Annotated in this window: 24 protein-coding genes and 3 pseudogenes; 14 read left to right on the top strand and 13 right to left on the bottom strand. The window is 45.9% G+C overall.

Annotation, left to right across the window (positions count from 1 at the left end):
- The first annotated feature begins 160 nt into the window (after positions 1-160).
- The 6 genes from KEF85_RS02435 (at position 161) to vapC (ending at position 6,399) form a co-directional block, all read left to right on the top strand.
- Complete coding sequence (locus tag KEF85_RS02435) at positions 161-1,018, top strand: NADP-dependent methylenetetrahydromethanopterin/methylenetetrahydrofolate dehydrogenase (RefSeq protein WP_215583152.1); 858 nt, start codon at positions 161-163, stop codon at positions 1,016-1,018.
- Entirely contained in the window at positions 1,019-2,413 is a 1,395-nt protein-coding gene (locus tag KEF85_RS02430) for a glycerate kinase type-2 family protein (RefSeq protein ID WP_215583151.1), read from the top strand.
- Between the two features lie 68 nt (positions 2,414-2,481).
- Complete coding sequence (glyA, locus tag KEF85_RS02425) at positions 2,482-3,738, top strand: serine hydroxymethyltransferase (RefSeq protein WP_215583150.1); 1,257 nt, start codon at positions 2,482-2,484, stop codon at positions 3,736-3,738.
- A 53-nt stretch (positions 3,739-3,791) separates the two neighbouring features.
- Positions 3,792-5,465 (top strand): formate--tetrahydrofolate ligase, encoded by a 1,674-nt coding sequence (locus KEF85_RS02420; RefSeq protein ID WP_215583149.1) that lies wholly within the window; start codon positions 3,792-3,794, stop codon positions 5,463-5,465.
- Between the two features lie 299 nt (positions 5,466-5,764).
- Positions 5,765-5,998: a type II toxin-antitoxin system VapB family antitoxin gene (vapB, locus tag KEF85_RS02415; protein WP_215583148.1), complete on the top strand. Its 234-nt coding sequence runs from the start codon at positions 5,765-5,767 to the stop codon at positions 5,996-5,998.
- 2 nt (positions 5,999-6,000) lie between these two features.
- Positions 6,001-6,399, top strand: coding sequence for a type II toxin-antitoxin system tRNA(fMet)-specific endonuclease VapC (gene vapC / locus KEF85_RS02410; RefSeq protein ID WP_215583147.1), 399 nt, complete (start codon positions 6,001-6,003; stop codon positions 6,397-6,399).
- Between the two features lie 68 nt (positions 6,400-6,467).
- Here vapC and KEF85_RS02405 read toward each other — a convergent pair whose 3' ends face one another.
- Together KEF85_RS02405 and KEF85_RS02400 are read right to left on the bottom strand one after the other, a co-directional pair.
- Positions 6,468-6,800 (bottom strand): DUF5615 family PIN-like protein, encoded by a 333-nt coding sequence (locus KEF85_RS02405; protein WP_215583146.1) that lies wholly within the window; start codon positions 6,798-6,800, stop codon positions 6,468-6,470.
- On the bottom strand, positions 6,797-7,030 hold the full coding sequence (locus tag KEF85_RS02400) for a DUF433 domain-containing protein (RefSeq protein WP_215583145.1): 234 nt from the start codon (positions 7,028-7,030) through the stop codon (positions 6,797-6,799). Before KEF85_RS02400 ends, KEF85_RS02405 begins: the two co-directional genes overlap by 4 nt.
- A 534-nt stretch (positions 7,031-7,564) precedes the next feature.
- Between KEF85_RS02400 and KEF85_RS02395 the strand changes: the two genes are divergently transcribed.
- Both KEF85_RS02395 and KEF85_RS02390 read left to right on the top strand, forming a co-directional pair.
- Complete coding sequence (locus KEF85_RS02395; protein WP_215583144.1) at positions 7,565-7,804, top strand: DUF4160 domain-containing protein; 240 nt, start codon at positions 7,565-7,567, stop codon at positions 7,802-7,804.
- On the top strand, positions 7,764-8,033 hold the full coding sequence (locus tag KEF85_RS02390) for a DUF2442 domain-containing protein (protein WP_215583143.1): 270 nt from the start codon (positions 7,764-7,766) through the stop codon (positions 8,031-8,033). Before KEF85_RS02395 ends, KEF85_RS02390 begins: the two co-directional genes overlap by 41 nt.
- An 86-nt stretch (positions 8,034-8,119) precedes the next feature.
- On the opposite strand, the pseudogene KEF85_RS02385 reads toward KEF85_RS02390, so the two are convergent.
- Positions 8,120-8,332: pseudogene (locus tag KEF85_RS02385) on the bottom strand (transposase domain-containing protein); the annotation flags it as partial.
- Positions 8,333-8,363: 31 nt separating this feature from the next.
- On the opposite strand from KEF85_RS02385, the pseudogene KEF85_RS02380 reads away from it, so the two are divergent.
- From KEF85_RS02380 to KEF85_RS02355, 6 genes and pseudogenes are all read left to right on the top strand, one after another.
- Positions 8,364-8,570 (top strand): annotated as a pseudogene (locus KEF85_RS02380) (transposase domain-containing protein); the annotation flags it as partial.
- Between the two features lie 220 nt (positions 8,571-8,790).
- A complete protein-coding gene (gene tnpA, locus KEF85_RS02375) occupies positions 8,791-9,120 on the top strand; it encodes an IS66 family insertion sequence element accessory protein TnpA (protein ID WP_215579477.1) in 330 nt (109 codons plus the stop codon).
- A gap of 8 nt (positions 9,121-9,128) precedes the next feature.
- Positions 9,129-9,482 carry an IS66 family insertion sequence element accessory protein TnpB gene (tnpB, locus tag KEF85_RS02370; RefSeq protein WP_215579475.1) on the top strand — a complete coding sequence of 118 codons (354 nt, stop codon included), beginning with the start codon at positions 9,129-9,131 and terminating at the stop codon, positions 9,480-9,482.
- A gap of 45 nt (positions 9,483-9,527) precedes the next feature.
- Entirely contained in the window at positions 9,528-9,758 is a 231-nt protein-coding gene (locus KEF85_RS02365) for a hypothetical protein (RefSeq protein ID WP_215579471.1), read from the top strand.
- A pseudogene (locus KEF85_RS02360) lies at positions 9,746-10,072 on the top strand (transposase domain-containing protein); the annotation flags it as partial. The gene KEF85_RS02365 and the pseudogene KEF85_RS02360, both read left to right, overlap by 13 nt.
- Before the next feature lie 142 nt (positions 10,073-10,214).
- Positions 10,215-10,391, top strand: a complete 177-nt coding sequence (locus tag KEF85_RS02355; protein WP_425515585.1) for a hypothetical protein — start codon at positions 10,215-10,217, stop codon at positions 10,389-10,391.
- Between the two features lie 487 nt (positions 10,392-10,878).
- On the opposite strand, the gene KEF85_RS02350 is transcribed toward KEF85_RS02355, so the two are convergent.
- The 10 genes from KEF85_RS02350 to KEF85_RS02305 all read right to left on the bottom strand — a co-directional run bounded on the left by KEF85_RS02350 (position 10,879) and on the right by KEF85_RS02305 (position 17,877).
- The gene (locus tag KEF85_RS02350; RefSeq protein WP_215583140.1) at positions 10,879-11,301 is read right to left on the bottom strand and encodes a putative toxin-antitoxin system toxin component, PIN family; all 423 of its coding nucleotides are present in this window, start codon (positions 11,299-11,301) and stop codon (positions 10,879-10,881) included.
- Positions 11,288-11,782 carry a type II toxin-antitoxin system Phd/YefM family antitoxin gene (locus tag KEF85_RS02345; protein ID WP_215583139.1) on the bottom strand — a complete coding sequence of 165 codons (495 nt, stop codon included), beginning with the start codon at positions 11,780-11,782 and terminating at the stop codon, positions 11,288-11,290. Before KEF85_RS02345 ends, KEF85_RS02350 begins: the two co-directional genes overlap by 14 nt.
- 393 nt (positions 11,783-12,175) lie before the next feature.
- Positions 12,176-12,466 carry a type II toxin-antitoxin system RelE/ParE family toxin gene (locus KEF85_RS02340; protein ID WP_215584965.1) on the bottom strand — a complete coding sequence of 97 codons (291 nt, stop codon included), beginning with the start codon at positions 12,464-12,466 and terminating at the stop codon, positions 12,176-12,178.
- Positions 12,467-12,468: 2 nt separating this feature from the next.
- Positions 12,469-12,729 (bottom strand): type II toxin-antitoxin system ParD family antitoxin, encoded by a 261-nt coding sequence (locus KEF85_RS02335; protein WP_215583138.1) that lies wholly within the window; start codon positions 12,727-12,729, stop codon positions 12,469-12,471.
- A gap of 254 nt (positions 12,730-12,983) precedes the next feature.
- Positions 12,984-13,589, bottom strand: coding sequence for a hypothetical protein (locus KEF85_RS02330; RefSeq protein ID WP_215583137.1), 606 nt, complete (start codon positions 13,587-13,589; stop codon positions 12,984-12,986).
- Between the two features lie 308 nt (positions 13,590-13,897).
- Complete coding sequence (locus KEF85_RS02325) at positions 13,898-14,191, bottom strand: Txe/YoeB family addiction module toxin (protein WP_246535021.1); 294 nt, start codon at positions 14,189-14,191, stop codon at positions 13,898-13,900.
- A gap of 221 nt (positions 14,192-14,412) precedes the next feature.
- Positions 14,413-14,964, bottom strand: a complete 552-nt coding sequence (locus KEF85_RS02320) for an REP-associated tyrosine transposase (protein WP_215583136.1) — start codon at positions 14,962-14,964, stop codon at positions 14,413-14,415.
- 98 nt (positions 14,965-15,062) lie between these two features.
- Positions 15,063-15,926: a YicC/YloC family endoribonuclease gene (locus KEF85_RS02315; protein WP_215583135.1), complete on the bottom strand. Its 864-nt coding sequence runs from the start codon at positions 15,924-15,926 to the stop codon at positions 15,063-15,065.
- A gap of 51 nt (positions 15,927-15,977) precedes the next feature.
- On the bottom strand, positions 15,978-16,526 hold the full coding sequence (locus tag KEF85_RS02310; RefSeq protein WP_215583134.1) for a response regulator transcription factor: 549 nt from the start codon (positions 16,524-16,526) through the stop codon (positions 15,978-15,980).
- Positions 16,483-17,877, bottom strand: a complete 1,395-nt coding sequence (locus KEF85_RS02305) for an ATP-binding protein (protein ID WP_215584961.1) — start codon at positions 17,875-17,877, stop codon at positions 16,483-16,485. The genes KEF85_RS02310 and KEF85_RS02305 overlap by 44 nt, the downstream gene beginning before the upstream one ends.
- Positions 17,878-17,975 lie beyond the last annotated feature (98 nt).

Genomic DNA, 17,975 nt, shown 5'->3' with positions numbered 1-17,975 from the left:
ATCTATAATTGTCGGCTGGTCTAAAACAGACCGGACGCATCAGGCCAAATCGCTGACCAAGCAGATGCTTAGACAAGGGGCAAGCCGATTAATATCCTGTATAATGCGGCAGCCCAAAAACCGCCGGTTTTACCCACATTTATCTCGATAAGGCCCAGCCATGAAAAAACTGTTGTTTCAGTTCGATACCGATGCCCACCCTTCGGTTTTTGATACGGTCGTTGCCTATGATGGCGGGGCCGATCACGTGATCGGCCATAGTAATTTAAGCCCGGAAACGGTGGGTGCGCTGGTTGACGGCGCCATTTTCACCCGCGCGCCCAAGGATAAGAAAAATACGGCTATTTTTATCGGCGGCAGTAATATGGCTGCCGGTCAGGCCCTGCTGGCAGCGGTACAGAATCATTTTTTTCCGGGTTTTCAGGTTTCTGTGATGCTGGACAGTAACGGCAGTAATACTACCGCCGCGGCGGCTGTGGCTAAACTGGTCAGCCACGGCAGTATCGCCGGCAAAAAAGCGATGGTGCTGGCTGGAACCGGCCCGGTGGGCCAGCGGGCTGCGGCCTTGATGGCACTGGAAGGCGCGGAAGTGACCATTACTTCCCGTCAAATTTTTAATGCCGAAAAAGCCTGTTTTGCTATGAAAGAGCGCTTTAATGTGGATTTAACCCCGTTGGCGGCGAGTGATTACGAGTCACGCGCCGAAGCCATACAGGATGCCAATATTGTACTGGCCACCGGCGCGGCTGGTGTGGAACTGCTTAAACCGGAACACTGGCAGGATAATCCGCACCTGGAATTGCTGGCTGATGCCAATGCCACTCCACCTGTCGGCATAGGCGGCACTGAGGTGATGGATAAGGGTCAGTTACGCCACGGTAAAATTGTCTGGGGAGCTATTGGTTTTGGTGCGCTGAAACTGGCTTTACACCGGGCCTGTATCGCCAAGTTGTTTACCGATAATAAACAAGTATTGGATGCCGAGGTTATTTATAAACTTGCCAAGGAAATGAGTTAATTGTCTATCCCATCCGCCGGATCTGGGGCTGCCAACCTGCCGCAACAGAACATTCTGGATTTGTTTTTGGCCGGTGTCAGGGCTGCTGATCCCTATTTGGCGGTGCAAAGCTGTTTGCACGCAGACAATGCGCAATTGCACATCGATCTGGGGCGCGAATCCGACCAACACCAACGCAGCAGCGCTTGGCCGCTGGTGCATGTCCTGGCCTTTGGCAAGGCGGCTTGCGCGATGGCGGAGGCGGCCCGAAGTATTATCCCGCCCAGCAAAATGGCCCAACCGGGCCTGATTGTCACCACCTATGATAATGTCCGCGCCATTGAAAATTTTCAGGTTATCGGTGCCGGGCATCCTTTGCCCGATGCGGCGGGCTTACAGGCAGCCCAGTTACTGGCCAATCGCGCTGCTGCGGCCCGGCCCGGTGAGCTGTTGCTGGTTCTGGTTTCCGGCGGTGGTTCTGCATTGCTGCCCTTGCCGGTTGTGGGCATCAGTCTGCCCGAAAAAATTGCCACCACGAATCTGTTGCTGGCCTGCGGTGCCAATATTCAGCAAATCAATTGTGTACGCAAGCATCTGTCTCAATTGAAAGGTGGCGGTCTGGCAAAACTGGCCGGCTGCGCCGATTTGCACGCCCTGATTTTATCTGATGTGATAGGCGATGATCTCAGCGCAATTGCCAGCGGTCCAACAGTGCCGGACGATACTCGGTTCGCCGATGCGATACAGGTATTAAAATCATTTCAAGTCTGGACACAAACCCCACCAGCTGTGCAACATCACTTGCTGGCTGGCCTGAAAAATACTGAACTGGAAACGCCAAAAACCGGTGCAGACTGTTTTGCCAATAATGCTCAAACGCTGATAGGCAGCAATACCATCAGCCTGGATGCAGTGAGTCGAGCCGCCGCCGCAGCCGGCTATCAAGTGGATATTTATAGCCGGCAGTTATGTGGCGAAGCCAAACTTGCAGCCGGTGAACTGGCGGCTTATGTCAGGCAAACGCAGGCAAATGGTTTAAATCAGCCTATCGCCATTATCGCTGGCGGCGAAACTACGGTAACATTAGCCGGTAATGACTATGGCAAAGGTGGGCGAAATCAGGAAATGGCCCTGGCGTTTGCTGTAGCTGCGGAACAACATCAGCTGGATGACCACTGGCAATTTTTAAGTGGCGGCACCGATGGTCGGGATGGCCCCACTGATGCAGCGGGGGGTGTCGTGGATGCTGAAACGCTGAAACGCATCCGTGCCGCCGGGATAGATCCGGAAACAAGTTTGTTGCAGCACAACGCCTATCCGGCTCTACAGGCGGCAGATGCATTGTTGATAACCGGAGCAACCGGCACCAATGTGGCGGATTTACAGATTGTGTTGCTGCACCCTAACCATAAATGAAAAATACTTGGCTGATCAGCCCGGCCCAACCGAATGCGGTAATAACAAAACAGCTTTAGGAGAACACCATGTTTGACAAATCAATGACCATATCTGGTTTTGATGATGAATTATTTCGGGCAATTGAACTGGAACGTAATCGCCAGGAAGATCATATTGAGCTGATCGCTTCGGAAAACTATGCCAGCCCCAGAGTTCTGGAAGCGCAAGGCTCTTTGTTGACTAATAAGTATGCCGAAGGCTATCCGCAAAAACGCTATTACGGCGGCTGCGAATATGTCGATATTGTCGAGCAATTGGCTATTGACCGCGCCAAACAACTGTTTAATGCAGATTTTGCTAATGTACAGCCCCACTCAGGATCACAAGCCAATATGGCGGTCTTTATGTCGCTGGTACAACCCGGCGACACCATTCTGGGTTTAAGTCTGGCCGATGGCGGCCATTTGACTCATGGCGCCAAACCCAATTTTTCCGGCAAAATTTATAACGCTATCCAATATGGCCTGAATCCAGAAACCGGCGAAATCAATTATGCCCAAGTTGAGGCTCTGGCACTAGAACACAAACCCAAACTGATTATTGCCGGTTTTTCGGCTTATTCACGGATTTGGGACTGGCAACGGTTCCGGGAAATTGCCGATCAGGTTGGTGCCTATTTTGTGGTGGATATGGCCCATGTGGCTGGTTTGGTGGCCGCCGGGATTTACCCCAACCCGGTACCGTTTGCCGATGTGGTGACCAGTACCACCCATAAATCCCTGCGCGGCCCACGTGGCGGCTTGATCGTGGCAAAAAGCAACCCTGAGCTGGAAAAGAAAATCAATTCCAATATCTTTCCGGGCATTCAAGGCGGCCCGTTAATGCATGTAATTGCGGCTAAGGCCGTGGCGTTTAAAGAGGCGTTGACGCCAGAATTTAAAACCTATCAAGTGCAAGTGGTGAAAAACGCCCAAGCAATGGCGGAAGTGTTTATCGAGCGCGGCTTTGATGTGGTGTCTGGCGGTACCGATAACCATTTGATGCTGGTCTCTTTAGTGGCTAAAGGTATTACCGGTAAAGCGGCCGATGCCGCACTGGGCCGCGCCCATATTACTGTCAATAAAAATGCCGTGCCGAATGACCCGCAGTCTCCTTTTGTTACCAGCGGCATTCGGGTTGGCACGCCGGCACCGACTACCCGTGGCTTTAAAGAAGCGGAAGTTCGGGAAATTGCCCATTTGATGAGTGATGTGATGGATAACATTAACGATGAAGCCGTCATTGACAGAGTACGCGGCAGAGTTCACGAGTTGTGCGCACTGTTCCCGGTTTATCGGGCTTAATCACGACGCTGTACTGAATTAGCTTTACCTAGACATTTTTTTGGAAAATATCCATGTCCGACATTGAAATTGCCCAACAAGCCAAACTGCGGCCTATCATTGATTTGGCCGGTGAAAAATTTGGCATTGCCCCAGAGCATCTTGACCCTTATGGTCATTACAAAGCCAAATTATCGCTGGAATATGTTAATTCCCTGACTGACCGGACAGACGGCAAGCTGATACTGGTGACAGCCATCAGCCCTACTCCGGCCGGTGAAGGTAAAACCACCACCACGGTGGGTTTGGGCGATGCGCTGAACCGGCTAGGCAAAAAAACCATCATCTGCCTGCGTGAACCTTCGCTAGGCCCCTGTTTTGGTGTTAAAGGCGGTGCTGCCGGCGGCGGTTATGCCCAGGTGGTGCCTATGGAAGACATCAATCTGCATTTTACCGGTGATTTTCACGCTATAGGTGTGGCGCATAATCTGTTATCAGCGTTGATAGACAATCACATCAACCACGGCAATGCGCTGGACATAGACCCGCGCCGGATTCAGTGGAAACGGGTCATAGACATGAATGACCGGGCACTGCGCAAAATTACCATTGGTCAGGGCGGTGTCGCTAACGGTTATTTGCGTGAAGACGGTTTTGATATTGTGGTGGCATCCGAAGTGATGGCGATTTTGTGTCTGGCCACCAGCCGCGCCGATCTGAAAGCCCGGTTAGGCCGGATTGTGATTGGCTATAAATCCGACAAGGTCACTCCCGTTTACGCCAGCGATCTGAAAGCGCACGGGGCGATGGCGGCATTGTTAAAAGACGCCATTAAGCCTAATCTGGTGCAGACCCTGGAAAACAATCTGGCGATTATCCACGGTGGCCCATTTGCCAATATTGCCCACGGCTGCAATACCGTGACCGCTACCAAAACCGCTTTAAAACTGGCGGATTACGCCGTGACTGAAGCCGGTTTTGGTGCTGATTTAGGCGCAGAAAAGTTTATCGACATCAAATGCCGGATGGCAGGCTTAACCCCGGCAGCGGTGGTGCTGGTGGCTACAGTGCGGGCGTTGAAGTTTCATGGCGGGGTGAGCAAAGATAATCTGAATCAGGAAAATCTGGAAGCGTTGGAACAGGGCTTTGCCAATCTGGAACGCCATCTGCACAATATCCGCACCCATTATGGCCTGCCTTGTGTGGTCAGTATCAACCATTTTACTTTCGACACCCCGGCGGAAATTGAACTGTTACAAGCCAAATGTGCGGCGCTGGACGTGAAATGTGTGGTTGCCAAGCATTGGGCGCACGGCGGCGCGGGTGCCGAGCAACTGGCTGAGGAAATTTTGCAGATCGTGGATAACCGGGAACCCGGCTTTAGTTATGTCTATGATGCTGAATTACCCTTGTGGGACAAAATTTCCGCAATTGCCACCAAGCTGTATGGCGCAGCGGGTATTACCGCCAGCAGCAAGGTACAGGCGGAAATCCGCACCTTACAAAAACGCTACGGCGATTTCCCGATCTGTATGGCCAAAACCCAAATGTCGTTTTCCACCGACCCTAACGCCAAAGGCGCACCCAGTGGTCATACCGTGGAAATCAGCGAAGTGCGGCTGGCTAACGGAGCCGGTTTTATCGTGGCAATTGCTGGTGACATGATGACCATGCCGGGTCTGCCCAAAATACCGGCTGCCGAGCGGATTGATATTAGTGATGATGGGGTGATTAGCGGCTTGTTTTAGCTTGGGGTAATCGACCCGATAGAGGTCTCATTCTTACGATTACGCTATCGCTAATGGTACCTAGCGTTGAGAACGACAGCTTTCATCTCCAAGGCTGGGTTGAACAACATGACACCCAGCATCAACTCAGCGTAAATTTACGGCCATTGGCAAAATTAAACCGATTGTCGCTTTTGGGTCGAGTCCAGCTGAACTTTTCTGAGCGACTAACGTTTGGACACATAGCTATTATTGACAATGATTGATTTCCTAATTAATCGGGGATATAGTATTGCTATATGGCATTAAAGGGGAAGACTATGACCACAAGCACCGTATTCACCAATAACCGCAGTCAGGCTGTGCGTTTGCCGGCAGACATGCGTTTTCCAGAGTCTGTGAAAAAAGTTGAAGTCAGGCTAGTAGGCAATGAGCGTATCATTGCGCCGGTAGAATCGGCATGGGATAGTTTTTTTATTGCCGGCCCCACAGTCAGCGACGATTTTATGACTGAACGCGCCAGCCAACAGCAAAGCGAACGCGAAAGCTTTTAAAAATGTTGAGATTTCTGCTTGATACCAACATTGTCATTTATGTGATCAAACAACGACCTATCGAAGTATTAGCCACTTTCAATAAACATCACAATAGGATGGCAATTTCCATCATCACCTTGGCGGAACTGGTGCATGGTGCAGAAAAAAGTCAGTTTCCTGCTAAAAACTTGTCCACCATTGAAGATTTTTGTAGCCGCCTGCAAGTGCTTCCTTACACCGAATCAGCTGCCTATCATTACGGCACTATTCGCGCTGCCCTTGAGCTTGCTGGACAAGCTATAGGGGTAAACAATCTGCACATTGCCGCTCATGCCCGTAGTCAGGGATTGGTGCTTGTCAGCAACAATCTGCGTGAATTTAACAGGGTTCCTGGCTTGTTGACGGAAAACTGGGTGTAATGCATCCGGTGCAATAGCTGCGCCTATTGACGCTCTAAGGATTGCGGCTTATTGTGTTGCCGGTCGCGTTAGAATATCTCAATGCAGTCTTTACCATCAACCATCAAAGTTTGTATTATCTGGGTATGATTATCCAACAGGGCTTTGATGGTTACCGGCTTAGCTTGATTACCCGTTTTTAGCCAGATAATTTTTGGTGGCTGCCCATAAACCAGATTCATTTCGTAAAAATCTGCATCTTGGGTCACAATCACGAAATCATGGGTGATGACGTATTGGCGAATGGCTGCATCATCAGCCTGTTCCAGCCCGATTAGGGCAACCTGAGTTGAAGCAGGATAATAGTCCTGAATGAACGGAATGATGCGCCGCGACAGGTTTTCATCTAACAGTAATTTCATAATGTGCTAATCGCAACAGAATTTCTCTCCCGGTCTGCGGCAAAGAGTAAACAGGCGGTGATGTCATCTCCATTAAGTTCTGGAAAATCATCCAATATTTCTTGCCGGCTCATACCCTCAGCCAACCATGAAAGTACATCATAAACCGTAATTCGCAAACCACGAATGCAAGGCTTCCCGCTGCGCTTGCCTGGTTGCAGGGTAATGATATTGTGATAATCAATAGCCATGTTTACTCCTTTGGGTTTGATACTGTTATTTTAGTGTATTTTCCCACTTCTGAAGCGCATAGTTGGATTCTAATCCCTATTCGCAATTAGCCATTGATTTATCAACACAATAGTGGCGTGGATCCGCATCTGTTGGCAGATTTATATGTTTTGATCAACAATCTACTGCCAACTGATTAAATTAAATAGGTAACGAAACAACTTGTAGCTGGTGGCAATCCTTAAGAATTCATTACACCATACACATATGATTGTCGGTCGGCCAGTAGCGGCCACATAAACAATCATTGATGAATGACTGTAAACGGGCGCATTGCCGCCGATGATGTGACTACACTTTTCCGGACATTTTATTTGTTCTCTACAGATGTTCACAAATTTATTGTTGCATCAGTGGTTTCATGGTATATTCAAAATATTGATTCAATACTAATCATTATTGTAAACGGCTTAAATCCAACGTTCAGAGGATTCCTAGATCAGCCTGTAAGCCTAACGTTAGATAATATCCATGAGTGAACATCAAGGGATTTAATGAGTCCAACTGTTTTTCGCGAAAGTGGCTTCCGGTTTTATTTTTTCTCCCGTGAGGAACCGAGAATGCACGTTCATGTTCAGACTCAAAATGGAGAGGCAAAATTTTGGATTGAACCCAAGATTGAGCTTGACCAATACATTGAGCTTTCACAACACGAAATCAACGAAGCGCTTCGCTTAATTCAGGAGCACGAAAATGAAGTCCGCAACGCTTGGCTCAAACATTTCTCCAGCTGAAGTAACTAATATCTCCGGGCATGGTTTTTGGCTATTGCTGGAAGATGAAGAACTGTTTCTGCCATTCTCCAGCTTCCCTTGGTTTCAGGATGCCACGGTCAGTAAGATTCTTAATGTCGAGCTTCCATCATCCAACCATTTGTATTGGCCTGAGTTAGATGTGGATTTGGCTGTAGAATCTATTCGCTATCCTGAGAAATTTCCGCTGGTGAGCAAACATAATGGCTAACCCAGGCTAGCAGGCTTCGCTCTGGCGCTGAGCATTCAAATATTCTGAATAGCTCAGATCGGGCGTAAGCGGTTAGCAAACCCCAGCTACCCATTTTTCCATCTGCTGTTAATATGCGCCCTATCCACTTGCCAGGGCAGCAGTGATTCAATATCTTCCAGAGTCTGCGCCTTAGGTAGTTCTTTTAAAATATGGTGCAGATAGCGATACGGCTCTAGTCCATTGAGTTTGGCGGTTTCAATCAGGCTATAGAGATTGGCGCTGGCTTTGGCACCTTTTATGGTATCGGCGAATAGCCAGTTATTAAGATTATGCAAAGCTTTGCATAACCGCAAAGCTTGGTTGTTCTCGGATACCCCTAAAGGCACACAAGCCAGCGCGATTCATTACAGCTTAATTGAAACAGCTAAAGCCAATGGCTTGGAACCCTACGCCTACTTAACCCAAGTGCTCAAGGCACTACCTTATGCCGATACCGTTGAAAAAATTGAAGCCTTGTTGCCCTGGAATTTTAAAAATCCGAATTTGTCCAGGTAAGGGCGAGTACGTCTTTTATTGAGCGCTTACTTTAAAGAACTGCCCAAAGCTCAGACTCTGGAAGATATTGAATCACTGCTGCCCTGTCAAGTGGATAGCGAACATATTAACAGTGCATGGAAAAATGGCTAGATGGGGGTAAGCGCTCAATTATCCGCGTAATTCACAACCCTTATGGGCCCTGTCAGACTATCCCCACGCTATAAACTTGGGATTTACGATGGCATCAACCGAAAGCAATACCGATCACGAATTCTGGCAACGCCATATCGAGCAATGGCACACCTCCGGGTTATCTCAAGCCAGTTACTGCCGCCAGCAAGCGCTACTTGTCCATCGATTTAGTTATTGGAAGCGCAAGTTCCTGGCAGAGTGCGAACCGATTTCGCCTGATCCAAAAAGCGGCTTTGCCCGAGTGCAAGTAGCGGCACCTGTCGCCACACCTTCCTCGCCGGGCTTGTCCTTGTGCTTTCGGGATGGCATCCGGTTGACCGGGATTACGCAGACTAATCTGGCTTTGATTAAACCCTTGCTTGAGGTATTGCGGTGACTTATATCATGCGCCCCGCCTTGGAACTGACAGAGGTCTATCTTTACCGGCAAGCCATTGATTTTCGCAAATCCCATCGTGGCCTGGCGGCGATTATTGAGTGTGAGCTCGGCCATAATCCGTTTGATGGTGGGCTGTATGCGTTCACCAATCAGCAGCGAACTAAAATCAAATGTTTGTTCTGGGAAAACACGGGCTTTGTCCTTTATTACAAGGCTTTGGTCGAGGATAAGTTCAAGTGGCCGAAGGGTGATGAGGCACTGTTAACGTTAACCGGTCAGCAGTTGAATTGGCTTTTGGATGGCTATGACATTAGCGTCATGAAAGGCCATAAAAACCGGCATTATGAATCTGTTTTTTAAGGGAAATATCAGTATTTACGGAGTGAAATCGCGTATAATATCAGCATGATTTCACCTCACTTTCCTGCCTTAGAACACGATGATTACTCGGCTGTCTTGTTGCCGGGGATGCTCGCTGAATTACTTGAAAAAGCACAACGCGTGGATGAGTTAACGCAAACCGTTGAACTTAAATCCGAAGTCATTGCCTCGCTCAAACAACGGATTGAGTTACTCGAAGAAGCGCTACGGTTATCCAAAGTCAAACGCTTTGCACCTTCGCCGGCAAGGCCATGACTTACCTCAGTAATCAATGGGATAAGCTGATGGTGTATTGCTCGAATGGGGAATTGAACATCAGCAATATTCTTGCTGAAAACGCTATTCGTCCCTTTGTGATTGGTCGCAAAGCAGGGTTATTCAGTGATAGCCCCAAAGGGGCACAAGCCAGCGCAATCCATTACAGTTTGATTGAAACGGCTAAAGCTAATGGAATAGAACCCTACGCCTATTTAACCCAAGTCCTCAAAGCACTGCCTTATGCCGATACGGTTGAAAAAATTGAAGCCTTGTTGCCCTGGAATTTTAAAAATCAGAATTTTGCCAGATAGGGGTAGTACGTGCTTTATTAAGCGCTTACGATCAAATCCTCGTTGTGTTAAACGACGAACCAAACAACATCTGCCTCGACAGGGAAATGAAGCTCTTAATCAATGTTATAACTGGAAAATTGAAATCGTAAAGTGAACAGCATTGGGTACGTCCCCTATTTTCGTATTTCGGGATATTAAAATCCGCTTTGGCTATGCCAAAAATCGCTATCGCGGTTTAGCCAAAAACGCTGCCCGATTGACCTTCCTGGCAGCGATTGCCAATGTCATACGCGGGGATGCTTACGAACGTCGACGCCTGATTGCGTCTGAAATTTGAAAATAGGCCCAGAAACGGGCTTATTTTGGAGTGAATCCGGCTGTTTTTATACAAAAATGACCAAATATTCAAATCTTTGATCAACTTTTCAAGTGGCTGATGCTGAAAATGTCAGTTTTTCAAAGGTTCCTTAACAGTGCCTGCGCCGAAATTGTATTGCACAATAAGGCATCATGAAAACTAACATGTTTCCCATTGCTTTAAATAATAAAGACACACTAGCAGTACCACTAAAGCCATCTAATACAGTGGTAAATGGTAGTTCTCTTACTGCTTGATGTATCCAACATAGTAATCGTCTTTTACTCCCATAATACCGAGTCTTAGGAAAACTTGATATAGCTTGTTGAATATCGTATTCTGCAACTTCTATAGGTTTTTGGTAACGCCATTCGGTTACTGAAACTTCTGTGTCAGTGGTATTATAGGAGTCAAAAGTCATAACTTTTATCTAGCAAGTAGATATGGTGCGATGCGATATAAATTTTCATTTGAACTTATCGACAATATATTTAGGCCCAACAATTGCTACACCTCTGTATGGATTCATGCCTGTCAAATGAGGATCACCACTTAGAATAAAGCTGGCACCAGCATCAATCGCTAAGGCCAGAAACTGGTTGTCTTTAGGATCAATGCAATCAGTAATGACGCTAGTGACTGAAACAATTTCTGACGATTGTGCGTATAAGGTCAAAAACTCAAGCCGTGCTTCATCACTCAAATACTTATTAAATTTTTGTCGATAGATTACATCAACCAATTCTGCCAATGTAGAATCCGATGCAACAATCTGAAATTTTTTTAAAGCTAATGAAAATGCTTTAGCGGAAATTGAATTTGGTAGGATTGCAGCACTAATCGCAAGACTCGTATCGACAACAATTCGTTTAGTTTCAGCGATTGGCATGAACTAAAGCAGTAATGTCATCTTCAGTTAAACCATCTTCTTCAGCAGCTCCACTAATTTTTTGCTTGTATGCGTCAAACGCTTTAACTGCCGCGACACCTTTAAGCGGAGATAATTCGTTCATTAGTTTCATCACTTGCAACAGAGTTGTAGCTGGATTACCTGATGTTGATAAAACAAAAGATACAGGACGACCGCGACGAGTAATCAGCACTGGTTCCCGTTGCGATGTATCAATGAGTTCGCCAAAGTGATTCTGAGCGTCCAACGATGTCATGGTTCGCATAGTCAATCCTCCAATTTCAGCGAAATAGCTGTTACATAGATTATAGCTGATTTGCATTCGATACCGTTGATTTTTTGAATGCACATTTCGCACCTGATCGTCAAGAACACAAAATATTATCTGTGCTTCCGAATTACATTCTTTATTTTGCTCAACAAATTTAGAAAACAAGGTAAAATAAACAATATAAAACATGGACTTATACCACATACAACTACTACAAAATACGTTATACTAGGCTGTATAATCTGATCTTGTCTACGGGTATCATAAAGCGACTAATTTCTATTAGTCTTTATAAATCAATTGGATATTGGCCGAGCGGCCGAAGGCGCACGCATGGAAAGTGTGTATACGACAACGTATCAAGGGTTCGAAACCCTTTCAAAATTTGCTATTAATTCACAACATCCCCTTACGCTGCTTGTCATGAACGACCGTTATCAGGCGGCGAATTTTAATGATCGTATGTCCATTCTGGGTCGTAACCGGGCAACATCCTGTTGTGGGAATCCCTTTGCTAAAATTTTAACCTCATGATGAGTGTCCAGCCTCCACTGATCAACTTCCCATCAAGCCCTGAAAGTTTTATAAATGCACGATGTAATTCATACTGTCGTGTAGTACCCGTATAATATGAATCTTGGTAGCTGAAACACAATAAAAAATTAAATGACGATTGATGTGGAATTGTCTGTACCCTTCCCGAATGTAATCACAGGCAAAACCCAATTCCGGATTTTCAGCAATTAAAGCGAAAGCATCATTTAATTCATCAAAATAAAAATCCGCCTGCTCCTCTCCCCATTTGTTAAAAGAGTAAAGCCAGATATTTTTTATATCCTGTTTTGCGAGTGCCTGAGTATGGATTTTGCGCATTTTCACGCTAAACCGGCTTCTTTTTTGGCTTCCTGTCTGATTGTTTCCATTTCTAATTCGCCGGAATCGCCACTTTCTTCACCTTCAATTAAGGCCATACGTAAAGATTGCAGTTTTGAGTTTGCTTCCCTTTCTTCTAGCAATCGTAAAGAATCACGCATAATTTCACTAACGCTTGCATAGCGTCCACTTTTGAGCAAAGAGTCAATGAGGTTGTTCCAGTACTCACCAAGGCTAACAGTTTGAGTTCTTGTTTGTGCCATGTTGTTCCCCTGGTCGGATTATAAAAAGCTAGTGTAAGATATATTCTTACATTTTGCAAAGCAAACTTATTTTTCGAAACGAGTAATGCCTATCCAGGGTGGGAGTCGTACTCACGCGGAAATAAAGCTACAGCCCAACGTAAATAAATGGGCAATTACGGCCAAAAGCAGACCGAGGAGCTCTGGCTTTAATGACCGAAGTGGAATTGATAGCCGACTTTTGCTATCGAAAAGATATTGGCAATATGGGATTTTTAATTTCCAATTCGATCATGGATAACCACTTGATTTATATAAATTTCAGAATTTGAACAAAATTCATTTAATAACCTTTCAAAGTCTATTATATTTCTTTGAATGTCAATGAAATCATTTATTTTGTAGACATCTATTTCAATCTTGCTTTTGTTTTTAATAACAACCTCTCCGCCAAACCAAGATGCAAGGTTATTAAGATGCCAATTTGGATCAATTAGATATATCTCATCTGGTTTTTCATCTGAAATAGCCCACATCCCGTGCACTATTCTGTTTCTTGACGGACTTAGTTGGCGATATTTTTTAATAATTTTGGCGAACTGTTGGATTAAATCATGGTTGAGTTCTGAGTTGACAATTTTTTTTAATATATCGAATCTTGTACCATTGTTAACTATGGATGTGTAGATCATCATGGATGTAGATGCATCACTTTTTGTTAATACTCCAAGAAGCACCCCAAACAATACATCAATATGTGTCCACATATGTGCAATATTAGCAATATGTGCAGCAAGATCTGGTCTTGTAATAAGACAGTCTCTACCACCTCTAACAATGGGCCGTGACTCTTTATATCTTTCATTAAATGGCTGAGGCATAATTTATTCTGATTTTTCGGTTATGATGGCATTCTAGCACGTAGGATGGGTAGAGGCGATAGCCGAAACCCATCAATATATGTCGCTATGCAACATGAATATTGATAGCAATTCTAAATATTAACATAACTTTGTTTATTATATTTACGGTCATCGTGATGGGTTTCGGCTATCGCCTCTACCCATCCTACATCATGTCAACTACAAACCAATAAGCTGTCATTGGTAAAATTACAGCGACTGTCTCTTGTGGGTCGAGTCCAGCCAGTCATCAACAATTTATGTCTAAACAATAATAGTAATTTGCATTACTCATAGTGGCTCCACATACGCAATATTTTGACCTGTTTTTCATTAACAAGCACATGGTAAACCAGGCGATGCTGAATGTTGATGCGTCGAGAGTACGAGCCAGTTAAATCTCCAACCAGCTTTTCAAATGGCGGTAGATGCTGCAATGGATCGTTTTTTAATAGTTCAAAAAGTTGTTGTGCTTTTTCTTTCAATCCGGCAGCGGCTAGATTTTTGGCGTCTTTTTGCGCTGGGTTCGTGTGCAGCAACGCCCAACGCACCAGTCCAGTTGCTTTTAGTACCAACGACACGAGACAGCACCTATATTTAGCATATTGATGACAGCTTACTCTGATAAAGCATGTTTTTTGCCCATTTAAGTGCGTTAATGCTAACAGCTGCAAACAGGGTCTTCTTCCAGCATCCGGCGCAATACGGCTATCGCCTATTGGCACCCTATGGATTGCGGCTTAGCGTAACCGTTTTCATATGATTTTTTATTCCCTCTCACAGTCTACAATCAAAAAACCATTTACAATTCATTCCAATCATCGTATTGATCAATCGCCTTGTTAACTTCAACAGAACCGCCCCAATCAACTGGAAATATACCGCGTTCAACATCGCGGTGAAACGTGGAATATGGCCAATCCCCAACTCGCTTAACCAAGCCATGTTTTAGCGGATTAATCATGCAATATTCGATATGCGCCGCATATTCGGTTTCGTCAACAATTAAATGTTCCCAAAAACGGCGCTGCCAAATACCTCGTTCACCGCGTTTTAGCCTAACGGTTGAGCGTTTTTCCGTTGCCGGAAGACTCTTGGAAAAGCTTTGTTTAATCAGCCGCCAGCGGTTGGTGTTGTCAATATCCCTCGGCGGTAATGTCCAAACACAATGGATATGGTTTGGTAATACGACCCAAGCGTCTATATGGAACGGCCTTTTCTTTCGCGTCGCTTGTACCGATTTTCGCAGATTATCAATGTGCCTAACCAGAAGATTATTTTGACTTCTTTCCAACAAATTAACGGTAAAAAAGTAACATCCTCCCGGTATTCGGTAACGGCGGTAATCTGGCATGGGGTATCCTTTATGCTAACACTTGTCATAACAGGTATCGCTTGCATCCGGCGCAATACGGCTATCGCCTCACGCCCTATGACATGCAGCTTAGCTTGTTATTCAATATTTTGAATTTGCTCGCGCATTTGTTCTATCAGCACTTTTAGGTCTATGGAAATCTGGGTCATTTCCCGGTCTGCGGATTTTGAACCCAAGGTATTGGCTTCGCGGTTCATTTCCTGCATCAGGAAGTCTAGGCGGCGGCCGCTGGGTTCGGATTGTTTAAGGGTGTGCAGCACTTCGGTGACATGGGTTTCCAGGCGATCCAGTTCTTCGGCCACATCCAGCTTTTGCGCCATCAGTACAAGCTCCTGTTCCAGGCGGTCGTAATTGGGCTCGGCAACCAGTTCTACGATACGTGCGGTGAGTTTACTGCGCAAATTGTTCAATACTTCCGGCATGCGAGCATGACCGGCTACCACCAATTGCTGAATTTTCAGACAACGATCAGCAATTAATTCTGCCAGTTGCAGGCCTTCCCTGGTTCGGGTTGCCAGCATTTTATTCAGTGTTTGATCCAGCAGGGTGATGATTTTTTCGCGCAGGGATTCTTTGTCGGTTTCATTTTCCTGCTGCACACCGGGGAACAGCAATACATCCAATGCTGAAAAGGCTTGCGGGGCGGACATGTGTTCGGCTATCTGTTGGGTGGCAGCCAGCAGTTTTTCCACGACTGCGGTATTAACCACAAAATTTTGGGTGCTGAGCTGTTTTTTATAACTGATACTACATTCAATTTTACCGCGCTTGAGCTTCTCGCCTATCAAGCGCCGCACATCACTTTCGGCAAATCTAAGTCTATCCGGTAACTTGACACTGACATCACTATAACGATGGTTAACAGAACGCAATTCGCAAAGGATAACCAGTTCACCTGCCAAAATTTCGCCATCAGCAAAAGAGGTCATACTTCTAATCATTTTTCACCTATATTGTTGTTTTAATGTGGTGGATGGCACAAAAGCCTAACTTTATTCTTTAACCGGACGTTTTTCCAATTTACGTTGCAAGGTGCGCCGGTGCATATTCAAAGCCCGGGCAGCGGCAGAGATATTGCCTTCGTGCTGCATCAGTACTTTTTGCAGATGTTCCCACTCCAAACGTTTAACGGAGAGCGGACTATCACTGATGGCAACAGAGGCGTCACCTTCGTTTTTGTGCAAGGCATTGACTATTTCATCGGCGTTGGCCGGTTTGGTTAAATAATGTTTCGCGCCCAGTTTAATCGCTTCTACCGCCGTGGCAATACTGGCAAAGCCGGTGAGCATGACAATCTGGGTATTGGAATCCAGGGAAATAAGGTTTTTAACCATTTCCAAACCTGATTCAAAACCAATCCTCAAGTCGATAACCGCATACTCCGGTTCGGTCTGCTCGGCCAGCTGTATGGCCGTGTTGACATCATTTGCCACACTGACCTGAAAATTGCGCTTTTCCAGAGCCGCTTTCAGTACCGAACAATAAGTCACATCATCGTCAACCAGTAATAACTGTGGCTTCTCCGTGGGTAAAGCTGTCATCTATACTCTCCTTAGTTAAAAGCGGCAGGCTGATTTCTACACTAGCCCCGCATGATTCAAGATTACTAAAGTTAATTTTACCGCCGATACGTTTGATGGTGGTATAGGTTAAAAACAAGCCTACTCCCATGCCCTCTTTGTTGCTTTTAACCGGCTGATGACCGGCAAAAGCCAGAAATTCGGCCGGCAAACCTGGGCCGTAATCGCGAATCTTTAAATTAAGTGTTGAACTGTCCCATTCTACGTGAAATTCGATGCCGGAATCGGCGGGCGAGGCTTCAGCCGCATTATTAAGGATATTGATAATAGAATGGGTAACGGTACGCTCAGCAATTATCTGCGCACTCATATCGACTTTTTGGGAAATAAACAATTTAAGCTTGGTGGCAACTTTGTGGGTACGCCATTGATTAAGCACTTCGTCTATGTATTCGCTGACCAACATCATTTTGCCGGATTCGGCGCGCATTTCTCCGGCAGAAGCAGACATTACCGATAAAGCCTGTTTACAACGATCAATTTGTTGCTGAACTATCAGTAGTTTTTGGGCCAGCTCAGGAAAACGGTGTTCGGGTAAATCTGCCGCCATTTCATGGGTCAGGATGGCGATAGTGCCCAACGGGGTTCCCATATCATGGGCGGCGCTGGCTGCCAGGGTACCGAGTGATACCACCCGCTCATCGCGCAAGGCGCTTTCCCTGGCTTCAGCCAGATTGCGCTCTCTATCTCTGAGGGTTTTGGATAATTCTACTACGAAAAATGCCACCAGTCCGGCACTAAACACAAAACCGAACCACATGCCGAACACATGCAGATTAAAATATCGGCGATCATTCATCATATGCATTTTTAAGATCATTTCCGGGGTGGCATCGGTCATGGGTGGATGCATCAAATGGGGTTCGACGATGGGCAATGGTACGTTATAGGCGATTAGCACGGTATACACGCATGAGGTAATAATCACCATATTCCAGGCATAGGCCTGAGGCAGCATGATGGCCGTGACTATCAGCGGCAACAGGAATACCCAGATAATGGGATTGGAAGCACCGCCAGTCAGATACAGCAAATAAGCTAACGCGAATACATCCATGCAGATTTGCGAAAAAATCTCATGCTCGGTAACTTCTTCGTCAGTCCGCAGCCTGAGCCAGGTATAAAGATTGAGTATGGAAATGGCAAAAATAGCCAACCAAAGCTGATTTTGCGGCAACTCTATGCTTAAGCCATTTACCGCAATCAATACGGTGATGATCACCACAAACAACATCAGATTTCTGAGAATATAAAGCCATTTCAGATTCTCGCGGATAGAAATTTGGGTTTTGGGCAGAAAATGTAAAAACATATGGTTCATGGCCAGAAGGAAATGGTAATTATGTTACCGCTGTCCGGCCTGCTTGTCTGCGCTAAATATTAAAAACCACGCAGAAGCTATGTGCTTGG

The organism is Methylomonas paludis (genome assembly GCF_018734325.1).
GTDB lineage: Bacteria > Pseudomonadota > Gammaproteobacteria > Methylococcales > Methylomonadaceae > Methylomonas > Methylomonas paludis.
Note: the sequence above shows the minus strand (reverse complement) of the source record. Positions and strands in the feature narration are given on the sequence as shown.

Excerpts from the sequence above, each read along its gene's own strand:
- KEF85_RS02305 (WP_215584961.1), bottom strand. The coding sequence starts at position 17,877 with ATGTTTTTACATTTTCTGCCCAAAACCCAAATTTCTATCCGCGAGAAT.
- KEF85_RS02435 (WP_215583152.1), top strand. The coding sequence starts at position 161 with ATGAAAAAACTGTTGTTTCAGTTCGATACCGATGCCCACCCTTCGGTT.
- KEF85_RS02405 (WP_215583146.1), bottom strand. The coding sequence starts at position 6,800 with ATGAAATTACTGTTAGATGAAAACCTGTCGCGGCGCATCATTCCGTTC.
- KEF85_RS02345 (WP_215583139.1), bottom strand. The coding sequence starts at position 11,782 with ATGTTTTATATTGTTTATTTTACCTTGTTTTCTAAATTTGTTGAGCAA.
- tnpB (WP_215579475.1), top strand. The coding sequence starts at position 9,129 with ATGCGCCCCGCCTTGGAACTGACAGAGGTCTATCTTTACCGGCAAGCC.
- KEF85_RS02320 (WP_215583136.1), bottom strand. The coding sequence starts at position 14,964 with ATGCCAGATTACCGCCGTTACCGAATACCGGGAGGATGTTACTTTTTT.
- KEF85_RS02365 (WP_215579471.1), top strand. The coding sequence starts at position 9,528 with ATGATTTCACCTCACTTTCCTGCCTTAGAACACGATGATTACTCGGCT.
- KEF85_RS02335 (WP_215583138.1), bottom strand. The coding sequence starts at position 12,729 with ATGGCACAAACAAGAACTCAAACTGTTAGCCTTGGTGAGTACTGGAAC.
- vapB (WP_215583148.1), top strand. The coding sequence starts at position 5,765 with ATGACCACAAGCACCGTATTCACCAATAACCGCAGTCAGGCTGTGCGT.
- vapC (WP_215583147.1), top strand. The coding sequence starts at position 6,001 with ATGTTGAGATTTCTGCTTGATACCAACATTGTCATTTATGTGATCAAA.
- KEF85_RS02330 (WP_215583137.1), bottom strand. The coding sequence starts at position 13,589 with ATGCCTCAGCCATTTAATGAAAGATATAAAGAGTCACGGCCCATTGTT.
- tnpA (WP_215579477.1), top strand. The coding sequence starts at position 8,791 with ATGGCATCAACCGAAAGCAATACCGATCACGAATTCTGGCAACGCCAT.
- KEF85_RS02395 (WP_215583144.1), top strand. The coding sequence starts at position 7,565 with ATGAGTCCAACTGTTTTTCGCGAAAGTGGCTTCCGGTTTTATTTTTTC.
- KEF85_RS02400 (WP_215583145.1), bottom strand. The coding sequence starts at position 7,030 with ATGGCTATTGATTATCACAATATCATTACCCTGCAACCAGGCAAGCGC.
- KEF85_RS02420 (WP_215583149.1), top strand. The coding sequence starts at position 3,792 with ATGTCCGACATTGAAATTGCCCAACAAGCCAAACTGCGGCCTATCATT.
- KEF85_RS02350 (WP_215583140.1), bottom strand. The coding sequence starts at position 11,301 with ATGCCAATCGCTGAAACTAAACGAATTGTTGTCGATACGAGTCTTGCG.
- KEF85_RS02310 (WP_215583134.1), bottom strand. The coding sequence starts at position 16,526 with ATGACAGCTTTACCCACGGAGAAGCCACAGTTATTACTGGTTGACGAT.
- KEF85_RS02340 (WP_215584965.1), bottom strand. The coding sequence starts at position 12,466 with ATGCGCAAAATCCATACTCAGGCACTCGCAAAACAGGATATAAAAAAT.
- KEF85_RS02390 (WP_215583143.1), top strand. The coding sequence starts at position 7,764 with ATGAAGTCCGCAACGCTTGGCTCAAACATTTCTCCAGCTGAAGTAACT.
- glyA (WP_215583150.1), top strand. The coding sequence starts at position 2,482 with ATGTTTGACAAATCAATGACCATATCTGGTTTTGATGATGAATTATTT.
- KEF85_RS02315 (WP_215583135.1), bottom strand. The coding sequence starts at position 15,926 with ATGATTAGAAGTATGACCTCTTTTGCTGATGGCGAAATTTTGGCAGGT.